14 protein-coding genes are annotated in these 20675 nt (G+C 59.7%); 2 read left to right on the plus strand and 12 right to left on the minus strand.

The features are described from left to right. The first annotated feature begins 28 nt into the window (after positions 1 to 28). Positions 29 to 2272: an FAD-dependent oxidoreductase gene (locus E0E39_RS10795; RefSeq protein WP_130874735.1), complete on the plus strand. Its 2244-nt coding sequence runs from the start codon at positions 29 to 31 to the stop codon at positions 2270 to 2272. 9 nt (positions 2273 to 2281) lie between these two features. On the opposite strand, the gene E0E39_RS10800 is transcribed toward E0E39_RS10795, so the two are convergent. Next, positions 2282 to 3016, minus strand: a complete 735-nt coding sequence (locus E0E39_RS10800; RefSeq protein WP_207302478.1) for a hypothetical protein — start codon at positions 3014 to 3016, stop codon at positions 2282 to 2284. 153 nt (positions 3017 to 3169) lie between these two features. On the opposite strand from E0E39_RS10800, the gene E0E39_RS16810 reads away from it, so the two are divergent. Continuing rightward, a complete protein-coding gene (locus tag E0E39_RS16810; RefSeq protein WP_425470699.1) occupies positions 3170 to 3283 on the plus strand; it encodes a helix-turn-helix domain-containing protein in 114 nt (37 codons plus the stop codon). 1057 nt (positions 3284 to 4340) lie between these two features. Here E0E39_RS16810 and E0E39_RS15815 read toward each other — a convergent pair. From E0E39_RS15815 to E0E39_RS10855, 11 genes are all read right to left on the minus strand, one after another. After that, positions 4341 to 4511 (minus strand): hypothetical protein, encoded by a 171-nt coding sequence (locus E0E39_RS15815; RefSeq protein WP_165444745.1) that lies wholly within the window; start codon positions 4509 to 4511, stop codon positions 4341 to 4343. Between the two features lie 667 nt (positions 4512 to 5178). Then, the gene (locus E0E39_RS10810) at positions 5179 to 8022 is read right to left on the minus strand and encodes an ATP-binding cassette domain-containing protein (protein ID WP_130874737.1); all 2844 of its coding nucleotides are present in this window, start codon (positions 8020 to 8022) and stop codon (positions 5179 to 5181) included. Then, positions 8012 to 10204 carry an ATP-binding cassette domain-containing protein gene (locus E0E39_RS10815; protein WP_130874738.1) on the minus strand — a complete coding sequence of 731 codons (2193 nt, stop codon included), beginning with the start codon at positions 10202 to 10204 and terminating at the stop codon, positions 8012 to 8014. Before E0E39_RS10815 ends, E0E39_RS10810 begins: the two co-directional genes overlap by 11 nt. After that, on the minus strand, positions 10191 to 10784 hold the full coding sequence (locus E0E39_RS10820) for a hypothetical protein (protein WP_130874739.1): 594 nt from the start codon (positions 10782 to 10784) through the stop codon (positions 10191 to 10193). The genes E0E39_RS10815 and E0E39_RS10820 overlap by 14 nt, the downstream gene beginning before the upstream one ends. A gap of 6 nt (positions 10785 to 10790) precedes the next feature. Further along, on the minus strand, positions 10791 to 11531 hold the full coding sequence (locus E0E39_RS10825) for an ABC transporter permease (RefSeq protein WP_130874740.1): 741 nt from the start codon (positions 11529 to 11531) through the stop codon (positions 10791 to 10793). Next, entirely contained in the window at positions 11528 to 12472 is a 945-nt protein-coding gene (locus tag E0E39_RS10830; RefSeq protein WP_130874741.1) for an ABC transporter ATP-binding protein, read from the minus strand. The genes E0E39_RS10825 and E0E39_RS10830 overlap by 4 nt, the downstream gene beginning before the upstream one ends. Positions 12473 to 12486: 14 nt before the next feature. Continuing rightward, the gene (locus tag E0E39_RS10835) at positions 12487 to 14448 is read right to left on the minus strand and encodes a B12-binding domain-containing radical SAM protein (RefSeq protein ID WP_130874742.1); all 1962 of its coding nucleotides are present in this window, start codon (positions 14446 to 14448) and stop codon (positions 12487 to 12489) included. Next, positions 14448 to 15695, minus strand: coding sequence for an LLM class flavin-dependent oxidoreductase (locus E0E39_RS10840; protein ID WP_130874743.1), 1248 nt, complete (start codon positions 15693 to 15695; stop codon positions 14448 to 14450). The genes E0E39_RS10835 and E0E39_RS10840 overlap by 1 nt, the downstream gene beginning before the upstream one ends. A gap of 1 nt (position 15696) precedes the next feature. Next, positions 15697 to 16632, minus strand: coding sequence for a M20/M25/M40 family metallo-hydrolase (locus E0E39_RS10845; protein ID WP_130874744.1), 936 nt, complete (start codon positions 16630 to 16632; stop codon positions 15697 to 15699). A gap of 268 nt (positions 16633 to 16900) precedes the next feature. After that, on the minus strand, positions 16901 to 18235 hold the full coding sequence (locus E0E39_RS10850) for a SagB family peptide dehydrogenase (RefSeq protein WP_165444746.1): 1335 nt from the start codon (positions 18233 to 18235) through the stop codon (positions 16901 to 16903). A gap of 156 nt (positions 18236 to 18391) precedes the next feature. Next, positions 18392 to 20635 (minus strand): TOMM precursor leader peptide-binding protein, encoded by a 2244-nt coding sequence (locus E0E39_RS10855; RefSeq protein ID WP_245988479.1) that lies wholly within the window; start codon positions 20633 to 20635, stop codon positions 18392 to 18394. Positions 20636 to 20675: the final 40 nt, after the last annotated feature.

A 20675-nucleotide genomic window follows, 5' to 3' on the forward strand; every position in this document is an offset into this window, starting at 1 on the left:
ACAGTGTCCAGGAAGGATCGGAGCGGGAATGTACGACGCCATCGTCATCGGATCAGGGATCGGCGGTTTGACCACAGCGGGGCTGCTCGCCCGGGTCTCGGGCAAGCGGGTCCTCGTGCTGGAGAAACACACCGAACCGGGCGGGTTGACGCACACGTTCCGCCGCGACGGCGCATCCTGGGACGTCGGCCTGCACTACATCGGACAACTTGATCCGGGCAGCCAACTGCACGCGTACTTCGACTACCTCTCGGACGGAGAACTGGCGTGGAATCGCATGCCGGATGCATACGACCGCTTCGTCTACCCGGACATCGATTTCTCCGTCCCCTCTGATCCTGCGGAGTATCGACGGAAACTCATCGACGCCTTCCCCTCCGAGGCCCGCGCCATTCGCCGGTATTTCCGCGACATCCGCAACGTCAACAGATGGAGCACCCTCGACTTCGCCAAGCACATGGTGCCCCGAGCCGTCGCACCGCTGCTGCGCGGTATTCAGCGGATCTCGGGTCGGATGGCGCTCGGAACCACGCAGCGCTACCTGAAGAGACGTTTCCGCTCCCCCAGGCTCCGGGCGCTGCTGGCCAGCCAGTGGGGCGACTACGGACTGCCGCCGTCGCTCAGCGCCTTCGCGACACACGCGATGATCGTCGGACACTACCTGAACGGCGCATGGTTCCCCGACGGTGGCAGCGCCCGCGTTGCCCGGACCTTCGAGAAGGGCATCGAACGGGCCGGGGGTGCCGTGCAGGTGGCCCAGGACGTGCAGGAGATCCTCGTGGAGAGCGGGAGGGTGACCGGGGTCCGGGTGTGGGATCACCGCGGCCCGGTCGCCCGGGAACGGATCCATCGCGCGCCGGTGGTGATCTCGAACGCGGGTGCTCCCGTGACCTTCTTCGACCTGCTGCCGACCGACGGCCCCGTGGGGCGGGCAACCGCGGACCTGCGCGACGCGATCCGGCGGATCGGGACCGGCACCTCCGCCGTCACCGCCTACCTGGGGCTGCGCGACGACCCACGCACCATCGGGGTGGACGGCGGAAACGTGCAGGTGAACCGAGACCTCGATCACGACGACCTCCCGGGCCAGAACGCGGCCCTGCTGTCCGGGGCGCCCCGGAACGCCTTCGTCTCGTTCCCGTCGGTGAAGTCGGGAGAGACACACCACACCGCGGAGATCATCTCCTTCGTCGACGCCGACGCGTTCACGACGTGGCGGAACACCCCCAAGGGCAATCGTGGCGCCGACTACTCCGCTTTGAAACAACGGATCGGAAACGGACTGATCGACCTGGCGGAGACCGCCGTTCCGGGCTTGAAGGAGCTGATCGACTACGTGGAGGTGTCGACTCCCCTGAGCGTCGAGCACTACACCTCACATCCCCGGGGAGCCTTCTACGGCATACCCGGCACCCCGGAACGCTACCGCTCCCCGTTCGGCCCGGTCACCCCCGTGAAGGGGCTCTACCTGTCGGGCCAGGACGCGGGCAGCTGCGGGATCGTGGGCGCGATGATGGGCGGGGTGGCTGCGGCCTGTCAGGTACTCGGCGACAAGGGATTCATGGAGATCCGCGCGGCGATCGCCGCCGGGCCACGAACCACCGCCTCGTCGGAGTGGCCACTGCCCGAGGGCAAGCATCGCGCCACATTGACCGCCAAGCGACGCCTGACCGACAGCATCTGGGAGGCCTGCTTCGAGGCGGACGACGAGATCGGGGACTGGGCACCCGGCCAGTTCGCCCGGATCCACGTCGGGAACGACGCGTGGCGCGACTACTCCATCGCGGGCGTCGAGGGCCGGCAGGTGCGCTTCCTGATCAGCACCCGGACCCGCGGGCAGGGATCCCGGTTCGTGGAGACCGCCGAGCCCGGGACCCGCACCACGATCGAGCTCCCACTCGGCCGGTTCACCCCGGTCCCCTCGGATCGCCGACGGGTCTTCGTCGCCACCGGAACCGGACTGGCGCCGTTCCTTCCGATGTTCACCGCCCCGGGAAGCCGGGAGGACGACCTCCTGATCTTCGGTTGCCGCACCTGCGCAGACGACCTGACCGCCCTGCTGCCCGACCCGATGCCTGCGGTGCTGCGCTGCATCAGCCGGGAGGACGTCGACGGCGCCCTGCGCGGCCGGGTGACCAGCGCCCTGGAAACCCTGGACCTCGACCCCGCCGGAACCGACTTCTACCTGTGCGGATCCTCGGCCATGGTCGCGGACGGCGTGGCGCTGCTGGAGCGGCGGGGAGCGGAGCACCTGTTCACGGAGCCGTATTGACGGGGCCGCTCAGGCCACTGGATGGGAGATCGTCAGCAGCAGGAAGGCGATGGCCCACACGAGGTTGATGATGTTGAACAGCGCCCCGTCGAGGAGGGGTTTGCCCGGGTAGGGCAGGCGCGTGAGCGCGAACCACGGCAGGGCCTGGACGGGGGGCGTCAGGAGGAGGGACCACCACGGGAACACGGTGGCCCCGGAACCCAGGGCGATGCACACGAGGATCCATCCCAGCGCGGTCGTCCCGATGGCGGGAACCCATGCGGCCATGAGGAACCGGTAGAGTCTGCGCGCCTGTTCCAGGACCGCCCCGTCCGGTTCCTCCCCCATCCCGGCCGAGGTGTGGGCGACGTGCGCGCGTTCGGAGGCCAGGGCCAGTGGGTAGAAGGACGCGTGGGCGAGGGGTGACAGGCAGAATCCGATCCCCAGGAGCGCCACCCCCGCCACCCCGATCGCCGAGTCGCGCAGCAGCACCCAGTGGGCGTAGAGACCGGCGAGCATGAGCGGTGCGGAATAGTTCCCCACCAGCGCACCCCACCTCAGGCGGGGTTCGTCGATGCGCGTGTAGAAGGCGTAGGCGTCGTTTCCCATGAGATCGATGAACTCGCCGTGCTCGCGCCCGTCGGGTTTGTGGAAACCGACGATGAGGGCGTCCCCGACGATCCAGCACAGGGCGCTGACCAGGAAGGCGAGAATGGACCAGGTCACCAGCATGTGCACCACTTCCTCGCCAAACGTCAACCACATCAAGTCGAAGGAATCACCCTGCGACGGTACTCCGCACGTCAGAGACGGCTAGGGAACCTGAATAGTATGCGCGCACAGCGGCAGGGCGGTGTCATAGGGTCGTAGCAACAGTGCTTGTCAGGGAGGGGGTTGTTGGTGCGGCGTATGTTGATGATGCAGGACCGGGCGGCGATCGCGAAAGGGTTGAAGGAGGGATGTTCGCTGCGGCGGATCGCGGACCGGATTGGCAGATCGGTTTCAGTGGTGTCTCAGGGGGATACACCGTAACGGCGGGAAGTGCGGGTATCAGCCCGTGTGGCAGCCGATGCGAACGCTCAGAAACGCCGGACCCTGGGCGAAGACCCGCAAGATTCGATGCCGCATCGGGTCCTCAAGGTTCCGGGTGCAGGACAGGTTCTGGGAGTGTTCCCGGGACACCCCTGCCACATTCGCTGCGGGGACTCCGGGCGGAGGCCGGCGATGGCAGTCTAGAGAATCTGTGCAAGGGCTCCCCAAGTAGCTGAAGGGAGTAGTTGGTGTCCTATGAGGCCATCCACACACCAGGGTTCTATACCCCTTCCCGGCAAGAAGGATCTGGCCCGTCATAGGAGTCATGCCTGTGCTCGAAGCGCACCAGAGGCCGGCCGCGCCGCCTGGCGGGTGCTGCGTACCCGATCCGATCGTGGGAACGGTGCAGCATTGCGGTGACCGCCCCGAGGATGTGGATGATCGTAGAACCCTCCGGGAACACATGGGAGGTGTGTCCTGAACAATCGGGAACCGATGGCGCCTCAGCAGCGGCGGATCCTGGAGGGGACGCACCACCCGGATCCGTGGATGATCCTCGCCCCTGCCGTTGGGAAAGGAACATCTGAGGGGTTGTGTGATGTCTTTGATCGATCACAACCGACACCACACCCTGATGTGATGCGGGGTCTCCGTGCCCTCGGTTTCACGGTTTCGAAAGATGCACCTGTCATGCCGCACTCACCCTGGCAACCGACATGCAAGATGTGTCTTCGTCTCGTCCTCGCTCCCCCGTAGGGAGCGGGGAACCCATCGAGAACACAGGCGGGCTGAATCTGTGAGTACCTACCCAAAGGCACCCGGATCACCACACATCAGCCCTACCACAGGCGCCATCGCTGAAGAGCTTGGGTGGACGCCCCAGAGCAGCCCTGGGGTGGCCCAACTCCACGCGAAGCATACGAACGCCTACTCGTTGCCTCCACCACTTGACACCAAGCAGGCGCGTCCGTTGGAGTTGGAAGCGGAGTTTAGGACACAGCTGAAAAGCACTGATTTCCCAGCCCCCCGTCACGGCACTGATCAAGCAGAAGAACCGCTACTTGTCCCGGGACGCCACATACCATGCCCAAGCGACAGCTGGGCCGCCGACGAGCACAACGATCAGCATGACATCAGTGTAATTTAGGGCCGCCATGGCAGCGACGAGGCCGCCATAAACCATCGATACCCCAAGGGCCATCTGTCGTTTGGTGATCTTACCGTCCATGTCATCCTTCTTTGAGCCTAAGTTGCGGTATACCATCATTCTACATCCAACTTTCACGCAATGAGGGCTTCTTGACTAGGCAGTGCAGGTACAGCACGACCAGCAACAGGTGGCCCCACCCGGCGTGGCCTCCAGCTCAGTCTCCGCAATTTCCCCGAAATGAACCGGTTCGGGGTCAGGCAGATACAGCCGAGTCGATTCAACGGCAATGCCATTGATTCACATCTGATACTACCGTTAAAGATCCGCTTCCCCATCCGACTGACGAACCACGTCCACGTCAATGCCAGGAGGAACATCGAATCCCACCTCACGAAGAGCCGAAGGCGGGTCCGCGAGGATTTCCACAACGTACTCTTCGCTGATCCACGCCCTCGCGAGCAGCGCAAATTATGCCTCTCCAAACTCAGCAAACTCCAATTTGCCCCCTCCCCTTCTGACCCGCCCGAAGCGGCCGCATCGACCTTCGCGTTGAAAAGGACCTGAACCTGACGCCCGCGGACTCCTATCGGAACGACACCCGGGGGACACCCCAAATCATGAATCGAATCCATCAGCATACCGCATCGGTCCAGATCCTCCTCCCTAGGGTTACAACCGTCAACCCGCTCATGACGCTCCAAGACCCACGCATCCAGTGCTTTGCTAGCAACCGCAACTTTCTCCATCACGATGTCCTCGCACTGCCCTTGAGCTGGTTCTGCACCAAACGCCGAAACAGTCCATCCTGTCGCTCCAACTGCTCGAAAGTGCCTTCCTGAACGACGGTCCCCTTCTCCAAGACAATTATGTGGTCAGCGTTTCTGATGGTCGATAGCCGGTGCGCGACGACCACGCGGGTTGCATTCAACTGCTCAATCGCCCGCATGACTGCTGCCTGCGAGTTGTTGTCGAGTGCGCTCGTCGCCTCGTCTAATACGACCAGCCGAGGGGCACCGGCAATCGCCCTCGCCAGCAGCAACAGTTGCATCTGACCGCCGGAGAATACCCCTGAGTTTCCACTGATGAGCGTATTGACTCCCATGGGAAGTGAATCCACCAAGGCGCCGAGACCAACGACCCTCAATGCCGCCAGCACCTGTTCTTTTCCTAGATTACGGCCACCCGAGATGATCGATTGGATGCTACCCTTCGGTAGGCTCAACGCTTGGAGCACCACACCGGACCGTTCGCGGAGAGCAACGAGGTCAAGAGTAGAGATGTCGAGACCGTCAAAACGAATACTCCCCGAATCCGCACGGATGAGGCCGAGCAGCAGCCGAATCAGTGTCGACTTCCCCGACCCAGAAGGGCCAACGATCGCCACAAAAGATCCTCGTTTGACGGTGAAGGAAACCTGATCAATCAGGGTGCTTCCATCTCCAGCGGCAGAATAGGTGAGCCCATCGACTTCGATGAACCCGCTAGGTCCGTCCGGAATAACTCCCACACCTGTCGGTGCTTCTTCGGCCTCGGCCAGTTTTTTCACTTCGCCGGCGACGTCCAGTAGACCGGACAACTGCCCGAGTGCCCCGCCCAGAATGATCAGGCCGGCACTCAGCAAACTGAGTGATACACCCGCAGCAGGGACACCCAAAGGGTTGTGCATCCATTCTTGGGCATCTCCCGTCATCAGGAATGCGACAACCAGAAGCGCAATTCCGAGCAGTATCAATCGTCTCCGGAACAGCTGTCCGCGCAGTACAATGCGTCTCCAGTACTGTTGCCCCGCATCATGAACGGACCACATCAACGACGCTCGCTGAGACGCACCGGCCACTCGCAAACTCGACACGGAGCCGAGCAGTGACGCGGAGAGCGAATTCTGTTCCGCGCGCATCGCACGAAGCACCTTCTCAGCTCGCCGACATCTTCGGGCCGAAGTCCCGAACATCACGCTGATCAACACACAGGTCAAAGCGCACCCAAGCATGGAACGGGGACTCACCCAAGCCATAGAGGAAAATCCCGATAGGATCAGCCCGAGCCCAGCGCCGACTCCGTAGACGAGCTGAAGGATGCGGTCCTCCGATGCGAGCAACTCCGCTGACATACCCGAGCGTTCAGCGGGGGAACGACGCACAACTTCCTCACTCTGCCCGATGAGCAGCCGGTGGAAAACGGCTGCAGAAAATCGCGTGCCCACAAAACTCACGATACGACTAACGAGTCGATGCGCGAAGAGCTCAAGAAAAGCGACTCCACCCACCCAGAGCAGTAACGCCCACACCAGTCCCACAGGCTTCGAGATGAGCGCTGGATCATGACCTTCACCACGAAAGAACTCGAGCACAAAGATCGGCAGCATGGCCATCAGTCCGAGAACCGCCCCCAGCACAGCACACATCAAGAGCGCAGGCCACTGCCGAAACAACAAGAATCGGAGGACACCTCCACGAGGAAGAGCCGGATAGATCTGGAAGGTTTGGTCGATGGCGCGATCGATTCTCTCATTCAACGGGGCTCCAAGCCCCCCGGTACCCTCGTGCACCCGGAAGACCCCACGGTGACGAATCATCGCGACCCAGCGTTCCTGATCGCCGCTCATGTGACCGAGCAGTGGCCCAACGTCTCCCTCGTACCACTTGGCATCAAGGTTGACGCGACGGTACCCAAACCCCGATGCGCGCGCGCAGAGGGCCAACGGATCACGCGTTGCGTTGAGAGCCCCAACGGGCGGAGGAGTGAAATTCGCGCCGACGGCGCGACACACCACCGTCAAGGCGGAAACAAATGACGATGTCAGGACATTGGATGAGGCCAAGTCCTGCGAGCCCTCACCTGAGAACCAGCACTGCGACTGAACGGTATCACCAACGCGATCCTGGAAAACCCTCAGCTCAACCTCTCTCCGTGTCATTGCCTCACGTGAAATGGCGAGTCGGGTCTCCAACCACGCAAAGCAGTCCGGCTGCAGAGAGTTGAGCCGATCCCAAGTATCTCTCCTGCACAGGGCTTCCGAGGAGCCGATCACCTTCCCCTTCATCTTCGAGTCGAACCGAAGCATGAGATGAGCCGGCCACGCCACCACATGGTCGAAGACGTGGCCCCAGATAACAGTGGGATGAGGGAGCGTTAGCCACAAGAAGCGGTGCCGGAGGACATGCGCCTGCCCCTCCGCGCTCTTGAAATCAGCATCCTCTGTGGGCACGAAAGCATCTGCCGCCATAACCACGGATGGGCATGTAGCAGCCATCAATCGAGACACCCAATTCTCCAACATCATGATGAGCATCCGATTGGGTCCCTGCTCACGTGCCTCACGCGCCAACCTCTCCAAGTCCAGCGGGGCCAGACCCGTCTCTGGCAGCCCGATCGCCACCAGCCTCCACTCCGAGCCGACCACGCCTGCTCCAATCAGTGCATCACCCGGGCCACAGGTGAACAGCGGCTCAAGCCTGCCTTGGGCCTTCTGCGCGAAGACACGCACTCGTCCCTTCACGACCAGAAACGACTCGTGGCCAGAGGTCAGATCCAAGCGATCACGAGCCGTCAGCGCTCGTACAAGCCCATGGGGCACTTCAGGCTTCATCGTTCACCAGCTCCCAATAACAGCCATGCCTGTCGATCAGTTCATCATGAGTTCCTTGCTCGACGACAACTCCGCCGTCCAGGACGACGATGAGATCAGCGTGGCGCACTGTCGACAACCGGTGAGCAATGATCACCACGGAACACCCCCGAGCCCTGATCGTGTCGTAGATCTCGCGCTCCACGATCGGGTCCAGTCCCGACGTCGCCTCGTCAAGGATAAGTAGGGAAGGGTCCTTGACGAGCGCGCGAGCGATTGCAAGGCGCTGACGTTGCCCCCCACTCCATTCTGGTCGTTCCACATCAACCTGCCGATCGAGCCCTCCTGGCTTGGCGAGAATGTCGGCCAAGATACCTGCATCCTTGGCGGCCGCGAGCAGGACTGCGTCTGGAATCGTTGGGTCCCACAGCGCCAAATTATCTCGGACAGTCCCGCGGAGCATGGAACCGAGCTGCTCCACGTAAGCGACTGACCTGGTCAGCGTCGCACGAGCCAACTCGTGACGTGCTAGACCGTCAAACGTCACTGCGCCCTGGGTAGGTTCCTCGAGACCTGCGAGCAGATGAGCCAAGGTTGACTTTCCTGCTCCTGAACGCCCCACCACCGCAACATGTTCTCCCGGAGCCACAGAAAACGTCACGTCTTTCAAGAGCCAAGTTTGATGATCCACCAGTAACCCCAGACCCGACACTTTCACGGCGCCAGACAGCGGTTCGGCCGTCCGATCTCCTGAGATCATCGTCACATCTTGGTCAACGTCTTCCAGTCGAGCATGCGGTCCTACGTCCCGCGCCAGCGCCAAACTGGGCGACATTCCCGCAAAGCCGGCAATGGAAGTCACGCAACCCTGCGCGGCCAGAACGGCCAGGAGAAGAAGCAGTTGCATCTGAAACATCTCACCCACCGGAATCTGCCCTGCCAAGATTCCAAGAGCGGCTACCCATGTCACCATCAAACTCCCTGCCCCCACGAATGCAATAGGCATCGCAAAATAGAGGAGACTGACCATCTGTGCACGACTGGTGTCGGAACTCATGGCAGCCATCGCGCCGGTCCAACGCCCGTAGATATTTCCTTCATCGCCATTCGCCCGTATGCGCTCCAGATCATAGAACGCGGCGGCCGCACCGCCGGCTTGATTCGACACCGCAATAACCCGTCGGTTCATGACCGGCTCGGCCCAGCGGCCAACACCAGCAACCACGACGCCCCATAGCAGGACCAGAGCAACAATCACGGCACCTATCTGGGGGTTAACAAGTACGCTGGTCGCCAACGCTCCGAACAGTATGAGGAGCTCCCCGAAAAGGGTCCCCAGGTTGACCACAACGGAAACGATCAACGACTCGAAGGACTGGATCTGTGAAGCCAGCACACCGCGGTGCCTGAGCCGGAAAAAACTCATCGGAAGCAGCATGATCCTCCCGAAAAGCGACCGCGCTTCATCACACGATCGGTACACCGCACTGAGCACCAATGCCCGGTCACGCGCCCACAGCACCAACGCAACCACCACCGCACTCAAGATGGCGAGGGCAGACAGCACGTCGGTGGGAAGCCTCCGTGACGTCAACGATCCGTAGAGACCGTTGACGAACACCCGAAGCAGTTGTGGGATGGCCATCAGGGCAAGTGCTCCGACTCCTCCCGCCACGAGCGCCAAAGCCAAGTTTCTCCGCTCTGGTGCGATGATGCGCGCCAGTTCCTTTAACACGGAGGGCCTCTGCCCCGTCTGCGTGAACCCTTCCCCCGGGGTCAGCTCAAGGGCGATGCCCGTGAAAGCTAGGTCAAATTCCTCCCACGACATAGTGCGCTGACCAAAGCCCGGGTCGTTAACGACGACGCCTCGTTTTGTTCCGCGGACCAGCACCATAAAATGCCTGAATTCCATGTACACGATCAAGGGGAACCTCAAGTCCCCCAGATTTTCGGGTTCAGAGCGCATGCCGCGCGCCTCGAGCCCAAACGAACGAGCGGCTTTCAGAATCGCTGCGGCCGAGACCCCATCCCGCCCCACATTGCACACAGCACGCGACTGGGCGAGCGAGACCCACTTCCCATAGTAAGCCAACACCATGCTTAAACATGCTGCCCCGCACTCAACCACTTCCTGCTGCAGGAGAACCGGAACGCGGAGAGACCCCGTGACGAACGGCGCGACTCTCGGGTCACGACTCATCATCAAACAACACCTCGTAAGGATGGAACAGGTCGAGGACAATCTGGACTTGGGCGGGAGCTCCTCGCAACAGTCTCAGACCCTCAGGCGCACCGCCATGGGTCCATTCAAAGCCCTCGGGGCCAGTCCCGTCCAAGAGCCGAATCTCGACAAGGTATCCCGGAGCTCCACGCGTCACATCCGGAACCAGCTCCTCGGCTCCCAGAAGTTGCACCAGCCGCTCGCGACCCACGGGAACGGAATCAATCGACTCGACACGTCCCCGCAGGCGCCCGAAGCGGCTTGCGGGAAATCCACTGAGTGACACAGTGGCTTCCATCCCCGTTCGAAGTTGTTGCGCTTCCACGATGGACACCAACGCATACGCCTGCTGTCTACCCGAATCGTCAGGACTGAAGAAACTACGGTCCGAGGTGATACTGACGACTAGTGTTGAATACACAGCCCACAGCAATGAACCCGCCACAATCAGGCATGCGCCCACGAAAGCAAGCCAGCCACGCAAGGGCGAGATCGACATCTTCTTGGTCGTCGGGTCAGCCACCCGCGCCTTCGTCAACGCCTTCAAACGGAAACCAGCCACGCTAGGTCAGCCCCGTTCTCCGGACCGCCCGTAACCCCAAGCCGCCAAGGCAGTCACGCCTACGACCCAGCCGATAATGACCACCCACGCCATGAGAGGCCATTGAACATCAAGCATCGCTGACAGCGAGGCCTGCGCAATCCAGTAGGACGGAAACAACTGCCCAATATGATCCATGATGGTTCCCGAAGTGAACGGAAACCACATCCCACCCAAAAAACCGAAGAATGCACCAGCGCCACCCAGCGCGGGACCCATCGCATCAGTGGAAAGAATGAGGCCGAGCGCAATACCGAGAATCGCGAATGGGAGCACGCCTACCAATATCAGTCCGGACATCACGACCCATCTGCCGATGCCCTCCACACGGGCTCCGAGCAGCACTCCGGTTAGGTAGATGAGCAACATGCTGAGGGCACTCATCAAATATGCAGTAACGACTTTAGCGAACATGTATTGGGAAGAACTAAGCGGCGTCAGGTGCAACTGGCGATCCCACTCGGAAGAGCGCTCCGTGGAGATCCGAGCACCGCCGGACAGCGCCGCCATGAGAGCACCGTATCCGGCCATGCTCGCCATGTAGTAGATAATGACGGGAATGTCGTGGGTTCCGATAGGGATCTTCGACTCCCCCATCGTCAAGGCGAAGACCGCGAACAACGCGATAGGGAAGATCAGCGAGAAGAAGAAGAACGGCTTATTCCGCCACAGCCTCAGCAGCTCGTAGCCAATGTATTGGAACTTCATGACGTACTCCCGTCGTTATTATTCAGAGCACCCCGCACTTGCGCACTATTTCCGGACGTGATCGCCAGGAATGCCTCCTCCAACCCACGCTGCGCGACCTCGATGCCTCGCGCATCTGGCGCCACTCTCAGCAACTCCCGAAGGGCCAGATCCGAGTCGGAGCAGTCAAGTTGCAGTCTCCCATCAACAAAACTCGCAGACTGCACCCCGTCCATTCCGGCGAAGCGTGCAACCTCGCGAGAATCCACCACGGCATGGATGATCCTTCCACCCGCCATGGCCTTGATGGCCGAGGGCGGCCCATCGGCCACGATCTTGCCAGCCACGATAACGACCACCCGGTCCGCGTACATGTCGGCCTCCGCCAAGTAGTGTGAGGCGAAGAGCGCGGTCATCCCGCGGTCTTCCAAGGTCGTCATGGTGGCCCAGAAGTCTTCACGCCCCTGGACATCCATGGCCGCAGTGGGTTCATCGAGCACGATCAGGGACGGAGAACTGACCAGCGCGATCGCGAATCGAACTCGCTGTGCTTCGCCACCGGACAAGTGGGTAGCTCGCTTTCGCGCATGCTGACTGACGTGCGCGATCTCCATGGCGGCTTCCACGGACATGGAATTCGGGAACAGACACGCGACCATGGACAGGAGCTCGCGGACCGTGAGATCTCCGATGAGCCCACCATTTTGCAACATGGCACCAATCCGGCCATTACGAACAGCCGCTCGCGGGTCTTCACCATCGATTCTGACCTCCCCCCGGTCAGGGCGCGTCAAGCCGAGCAGCATGTCGATCGTCGTCGACTTCCCTGCACCATTCGGGCCGAGCAAGGCGACGCGTTGACCGGCGAGAATAGTCAACGACAGCCCTTGGACGGCATGAACGACACCCCCTGCCGTCTTGAACGACTTTTCTAACCCTATCAACTCTACGGCATTTACCATGAGTCAACCTCCAATCATAGCATTTCTGCTGATTCAATAACCGGTTCAGCGTCTTTCAACGGATTCGCACCGCCATGCCAAATCGCCAACGCGTAGGCGGGGAATCGGAAACGATCTGACACATCCCCAGAGCGCAACGAGCGTCTCTCCTCACCTATTCCTTCCGCAACCGGCAGAACACTCGCACCTATCAGCACGGTTTCGACCGTCGGGCTCAGTTCCACGACGCAGGGCACCACCTCTCTCAGACTAGAACGGATCGTAAGGCGCGCAACACGGTCAATCCCCATCGCCCCTGCCAGCTCCACATCTGGCGCCAAGCTTTGCAGGGTGAGAGCAAGATGCCCCAAAGCTCGCTCCCCAGGATCACCGTGAACAAAACGCTTCAAAAGCGCTTGGAAATGGGCCTGTTCCGGCAGACCACTCTCCCCGATCATCGAGAGCGCGCGCTGAGAGTGGGGAGGCTGGAAGCCCGCTATCGTTCTCTCGAAATCCTCCAAGAGGGCACCGACGACTGGATCTCCAAGGCTTCCTCCATACATTTCTTCTGTTAGCAGATCAAGAATGCGTGAATACTTTAGTTTCATAACCTTTGCAACATAGGTGATTGTTGCACGGAAAAGACATTTCCAAAAAAGATTCATCCCCATGATGAGACGCATGCCACGCTTCCAGTTCTCCCTATCAAGCGTGGAATGAGCCACCACCATCTCGCCCGTCAAAGCCGGCGTGGTCAAATCGGAGGGAATGGGCTCCGTCTCCATGGCGTATGCCTCACGCATCTCTGGCGAGAAGAATTCCGTGTTTGGAAGCAGAAGAAGCGGATAGGCAACCGGGCACCCACCGGCATTCAGACACGTATCAATATCATCTAGGAGAGTCTCGTAGGTCTGCCCCGGGAGCCCCCAGATGAGGTCTGTGTATGTCGCGATGTTACATGAACGCAGACGAGCGAGCAGATCGCGATAAGCGGGCGGTTTGATGTTTATTCGCTTGGCCTTTCGCATGACGGACCGATCAAACGATTGCACCGAGACGGTGACTCCTCCAAGCAGACCGGCTGAGTAGAGTATGCGGGCCGCCTCTAAAGTCGCTTCACGGGGCTTTTTCGTCCAGTTCGTGTTGAATGTGATGGTCTTTTTATATCGCTCGCAGGCCTCCACCATAAGCCGCGCCAAATCGAGATCGCGTTCCAAGATGCCGAAATTTGCGTCCGCGAGAAAAAACACCATGTGCGGACGACAATGCGCGACAATGAAATCGAGTTCGCGTTCGATGCGTTCCAAGGAGAAGCATCGAATTGCGGTTCGCGTCGCCCCACCCCAGAAGCAATAGGCGCAGGAATACGGGCATCCCCTGTTGGACTCGTAGACTAAGAGCGTAGCCTCCGACAGCGATTTTGGGTCAACCACCCCAGTCAAGAACGGGGAGGCAATCGAGTCCAGATCCGCGATCAAAGCCCGCCGTGGCGTGGTCTGCACCTCACCATGCGCGCGATAACTGATGCCGTGCACCTCCCCCCAAGGACGATCGTGCTCAATCGCGTGAAGCAGCTCTGGCATCGTAGACTCGGCTTCCCCATTGACGATGAAATCCAGTGGTGAGCCATCCGCGAGTAACACATCTCCCTGAAAGCTGACATCGCTTCCTCCGAGGACAACCTTCACATCTGGCCATTTCTGCTTGATGACCCGTGCACATTCCAACGACGGTCGACGGTTCCAGAAACTAACCGAGAAACCGACGACATCCGGGACCCGCCCGCGTCCCAAGGATGCGATGACCTCATCCACCCCGGAAGCCGGGTCGAACGGGGCGAGCTGATGCACCTCCTGAGTCACGCTCCAAGATGTGCCAACAATCGGATCCGCTTGACAGACAGCACTCAAGTACCCCAATGCCGCGCTGTAGGTGTAACCCTGGGTGGGCGTCAACTCGAACAGCCTGCATGTCTTGGACGTCCCGAAATCCCTCATCAATGGTCCTGTTCGCCTGCGAACTCCAAGTCGAATTCAGGCATGATATGGGTAGAGAAAAGTTCCAACTGTCGAATCGCTTCCTCAGCAGGCATCGGCCGCCATGCAAGATGCCAAACAAGATACTCCACAGGAAACTCGTTCAAAGTTTTTTCGACACCACGCTTGACGTCATCGACGCTCCCGAGGATAGACATTCCGGCTCCCGCCAAACGTTCAGAGACGAGCTCACCGGGCTTCGGAACCTCTCCTTCCTCGTCGGGCAGACGGAAAAGCTCAAGATAACGGAAATACCTATACCAGTGATTCCAAATGAGATCGTCGTATTTCTGGGATGCCGCCAAAGCTGCACCCCGGTCCTCAGCGATGTGGAAGACCCGAATAAGTCCCATGCCATCACCCAGTTGCAGCTTCCTGCCTACCTCGCCCGCCTGCCTCCGATAGTATTCCCCAAGCGCACGACACGCAGCGAGGGATGGGAACTGGATAATGGGAGTCACACCTTCGCGGGCGCACCATCCGATCGTACGCGGGCTTATGGAGTGCGCCTGGAACAGCGGAGGATGAGGCTTCTGGTATGGGCGCGGGACAACAGAAACACCCTTGACCTGCCCATTCGAATCGACTTCACCCGGAACTCCGTAGGTGTCTGTCATCCCCTGAGCGGGCTGCCATGGGGGTGTCTCCTCACGACTCGCCGGAATCCGATAATAGGTGCCCGGATACTTCGCAAGGTCCCAAGTCCAAGCCATCTTCAGGATCCGATAGTGTTCCCGGAACAACGACCAATTAAGATTATCCCTTTCCTTATCGCCGTGATCCGATCCACCCACACCGATTCTTTGACCCAAAACGTCACACCAACGACTCTGATACCCACGGGCCAACCCCACGAAAAACCGACCTTGGAGCATCTGGTCAATCATCGCAGTACGCTCTGCGAGCCTCACTGGGTCATGCGTGGGCAGCACATACCCAAGCTGCCCATGATGAAGCCGCTTCGTCGCAGTGCCAGCCCACAGATTGTACAGGCCAGGGTCAGGGGACAGCTCAACTCCTTCGGAATGGAAATGATGCTCGGTGTGCGAAATTCCCCAGTACCCCAAGGCATCAGCGGCGACTGCCAAGGCCCGCATCTCCTCCAAAAGTCGCTGGAACATCTCAGTGTTGCGACCGATCGGACGATACTTTGCCATTTCCTTCAAATTTCCAACTGTGGGATACGTTTGAATAATAACCTTGGTCATGTCAGCTCCTCTGCTTTGAGATTGATTCTGTATAATTCTTTTCGTGGAGAGTCGAGTACCCAACCGCTGCAACGTCAACCACCGTCATCGCCATTGCAGTCCCCGCATTGACCATCGCTGAATGCGCCCTTTCCGACACCGCAGCTTGAGTGAACTCAGGATCATGATTCTTGGCTGGCCAGCAGCCGATGTTGAAGTATGGGTGAAGGCAGGGGATACGCAGCGAGAGGGCTCCGAGATCCGTTGCCGCCGGGAACGGTACCGCTTGACTCGTCATTCCCAGCGCCGCGCGGTTGCCCCGCCAGAGGCGCGCCAAGCCGACGTTCTGCCGCATTGCAGGCATGAAGCGCTGGGCCAAAGAACACTCGATTTTGGTACGGGTTATCGTTGCGACAGCCCCGCAGGTGGTCGCAAGCGCCTCCGCAGCCGCCTGGAGATGAGCGTCCTCCCAAGCGCGCAGGATGACGTCCGCTTTGAGACGACGCGCATGCACAGCCGCTGAGCCGGATGTGGACAGAACCTCCCAGTCAATTATCGCTCCACGCGGCAGCTGCCGGGGTAGCAGCCCGAGACCCGTAGCCAGTACATGCCACGCCTCAGAAACCGTGACGCCCGAACTATAGGCCGAACTATGGCCTGACGCCGCGCTTTCAATACCCACTTGGTACCTCGCCAAAGCAGCCATCCGTGGTGCGTCGACTCCGCTCGGAGCGGGGTGAGCCATCATGGCGAAATTCACCCCGTCGAAGGCACCGCTCTCCGCCAGCTCAACCTTGGCTGCACCGAACTCCTCAGAAGGAGTCCCGAACAGCGTCACCTTCAGGTCGATTTGATCCGCCACACGCATCAAGAGCATGAAGGCTGCAAGACTTGCGCCACTCACAAGATTGTGCCCGCACGCGTGGCCAATACCCGGAAGCGCATCATACTCGGCCATCACCGCAACATGTAAACTACCCGTCCCCGTGGTAGCGCTCATACCAGTCTCATACGGTCCAAGGCCTTGAGTGACTTGACAGCCGAGCCGTGACGCAGCCTCGATCATGCGATCGCGACTCCCATACTCGGCACCAGCCACCTCAGCCAGCTTATGAATCGCGCGGCTAACCTGGCCACATTCTGTACGCACCACTGCGCGATCAGCAATCAGTTCAGACTTTAACCGTCCCACGTCAGTGCTGGGCAGGTTGTTCAAACATGGCGCCCTATTCACGGAAGCTCACAACGTCGTGCGAATCCGGAATCGATCCAAGAATGACCTCTCCAACGGTCGTTTCTTCGAAATAGTCGCTCCCCAAGATGTCGGCCACAACGTCAGAGTCGCCTCCACCGACAGGACACGACGCGAGGCCCAGATCCGTCGCGTGAAGGGTCAGTGCGTGGTAGAGCACCCCGACGTTCTTGAGGATCACAGCGTAGGACACACCCTCGTACTTCCACATAACGCGAGGAAACCGAGCAGTGATCAGGAGAACCACTTGCGGAAGGTTCTCAAGGAGAGTCGTGTGTCCCATCAGTCCGGCAAGCTTGGACACACGCTCGTCGAAATCGGACACTCTTTCCAGCTCGTGACTCTCGCTACGGTAGTGATAAACCCCGGGTTCAAGACCTGCGCAGTTCGTGACGAGGGGATAGATCTCCAGTTCGTAGAGCGACCCTCCAGATGGATAGGGACGGCTCAACACATCGCCATTCTCACCGTCAGACCGCACCGCTCTTGTACGTTGGACTCGATACAATAGTGCCGCAAGCTGGTCCAGCGTGAGCGGGCGGTGGGGGTCTTGTTGCCTGATGGAGCGGCGGGATTCCGATGCTGCGACCAAGGACAGGCTTCTTTCCATGTCCGGGACCGTGAGAGAGATCCGCTCTCCCCCACGCCCTGGTGGTAGACCAGACGCCGGATCAGTGATCCCTTTGAAATGGTAGGTTCCCCCGTAGCCACCCACAGAGCGCCCCACCCTAGTCCGAGCGTGGAACAGCATCTCCCACGGTGCCCATAAAGCGGGTCCCTCCTGAGGCTCCGTAGACAGGAAGCCCACTTCAAACAACATGCCCAATATTTCAGCCACGACAGCCGATTCTAGTCCGGGAATAGCTTCCCGCAATTCCGAGATCGAGGATCCCTTTGCAGTCAGGTACAGAAGTTCTAAGGCCCACTTTGATTGGATCGCTGCAATGTATCGCACATCGCCAGCCTCCATGATGATCCCGCCTTTTTCCACTGCAAACATCACGCTGCGCTTGAGATACAACATCGTCTCCAGGCCGACTGACTCCTGAGCCCCGAAACCGAGGCGACCCGGCGCAGGAGCAATGGGCTCCAAGTTTATCACTCGTTCGAACTCTCCCTTTTCATCCACCCCGGCACATTCCTGTCGCAACCACCCAGCCACGGAGAGCGCCCTCAGCAGGGATCGCGCATACGCCAGCACGGGAAGCCCGTGCCCAGCGACTTCTGTCAACGCCAATTGGGCGTCCACAGGGCCATCCAAAAGAGACTTCCAGAAGGATTTCATCGCCTCGCGGTGCGCATCACCCACTCGCAAGCTCCGCCCTCGGAATGAGAATCCACGCACATCATTCTCTGGACCTGCATTCCGGTGATCCCAGACCAGTTGAAAAGTCCTCATTGAAACCTACCTTCTGAAACTCATCGGACATTCAAGGAGTGGACCAAGAAACGAATCAGCACCCCGTCAGAAATACACCGTCCTAGGATTAAGCTCATCCTCCGAGTGAGACTTAGCCAGATAGCCCATTGCCACTGGCACCTCGTACAGACGTCGCGGTCCGAGACGTCGCCAGAAGTGACAAAGCCCGGGAACAATGACTCTAGCCACGGCAACATCCACCTCAGGGCGACTCAAATCCATCACATACATCCTGCTACCCAACCGTTCCGCGATATCCTTGCACACTTGGATGTCCTTGAGGCAGTCATCGGTACGTAGGCCGTGGATCTGATCCAAGCGGGTGAATGGTAATGTCTCCGAAGGGAGGAGATAAGGATCTGATGACACAGTGGCATTCTGGAACCAGTCCACCGCCTCCGGCTCTACACCTCTATATCGAGTCACACCATTTTCATCTCTTGACACCCAAGGCAAAAACTGATTCAACTCATCCAAAGCCGCATCCAAGGCGAGCTTGGGATCAAGATCACAGCCGAATGAAACGATGATGTCTTCGGGAGAGCCGTCGAGCCGTGCCGACAACAGGGCAAAGCACGGAATCGAGGAGTCGGTGGTGAGATCCAGCGCCCAGACCTCGCGCCCCATACGCTTATGTTCCTGCCGAAGGGCCATCAGGTAGGAATCATCGATACTATCAAGGTCCAATCCAGGACAACGAACTCGATTGTACCACCAGATGCCAACGGAGTCCCGCTCGATCAGTTCGCTGAATCCACTGACAATCGCTTCCTCCAACACTCCTCCAGCTGCCGACCCATTGGAGTCCGCCAAACAATAGCACCTCGAGTAGAGGTCCGGGTGACCGTAATAGCAGTAGGAAGCCGGCACAAGCCTATTGGGCCCACTCCCCACATCTTTAACCCAGCACCAGTCGATGACAGCATCAGGGTCAATCCGGTTTGGAATGAAGGCGTATTTGCTGGGATTACCCTCGTTTAAAGCAATTCTGTTCAAATACTGATGGTCAGAGAAACCGAGCAACAGGGAGGGTTCGATCGCCGAATCCGCCACTTCCCGATAAGTGGCTGTGACGACAGGCTCATCACCAGTGTACATGGTCAAACCACGTTCAACCGCCTCACACAAGGCGCTGACCTCTGCCTGCCGGGGAGTTCTACCCTTCCCGCCAGAGAGGCTACCGCGCAGCGTCTTCACGAGAAGACTAAAGTCGGTGCGGGAAGGTGCAAAGTCATGTCCCGCCGCAGCCGAGAAGTAGAGATCACTATCAGAGTCGATTGGCGTCAGTTTGGTGATAACGCCTGAATAGGGGGAGATGTGTCGCTCAAGCGATTCACGCGTCTCGGACAACGACTTGACGCGTTTCAAGGGCCGACCCGAGTCATCCCGGCCTTTGGGCCGTGAGACGAGCTCAAATCCAATCGGATCAACTCGCGTGTCACCGCACACCGGACACTGAGGCCGCTTCGTGACAACGTGGCTCTGTACAGCGAACTCCGGAAGCTCGATACTGAGTAGATCTGATGGACCACCTGCGACCAATCGGAGCAGGGCGGCGGAGAGCGCAAGGGTAATCGATGTAGCCACTCCAGATTGGAGGTTCCCCACTGGTACACGACGCCCTGTCTCCAGCTCCGCGTACTTTTCCAGGATCCGATGCCCCTTCAATCGTTGAGAGAGACAGGCCCAGCAAGCCGCACCTTCTTCACGACCGAATACAGGACCTATCCAGATCTCATCGGTGAAAGGCTTAACGAGCGCCCACTCGCGATCAAGCTTGAGCATTACCCGATTTATCTCAGCAAGTTCCTCAGCAAGGTAGTCCGGGGTTATGACCAGCAAGGGTGATTCGCCACCTTCAGCGAGCCCAAGGGATTTTAGCTCCACGCGGCGCCATTCACGGCATATCTGATCCAGCGCTGCCTCGCACAGCTTTCTCGTTTGCTCCGCCAACCCAAGCATCATGACTGCAACCCCACCAATGGGAGAGTCCACGCCGATGGAATCCAAGAACGCACCCTCCGCGCCGACGGACACGGCAGGGCCATCGGCGATGAAACCTACTGCTTCCAGCATCATCACAATCCGCACCACGAGCGCCGGACTCATCACCCCCTTAGTGCCGCGCCAGATTTCAGTCATACGGTGCTCACCGTCAAGCAGCGATGCCAAGACGCGCATGTGAGCCATCTCAAGAGCAAGGAATCGTGTCCCCGAAACCGCCAGCATCCGCCCGTTCCCGAGTTCGACCAAGTCCACGTTCGCCCGGAGGCGAGGACGCATGCGCATCACCCGCGCAACCTTGTCGGACTCCGAAACTTCACCAATC

The organism is [Pseudopropionibacterium] massiliense (assembly GCF_900607225.1).
Lineage (GTDB): Bacteria > Actinomycetota > Actinomycetes > Propionibacteriales > Propionibacteriaceae > Arachnia > Arachnia massiliensis.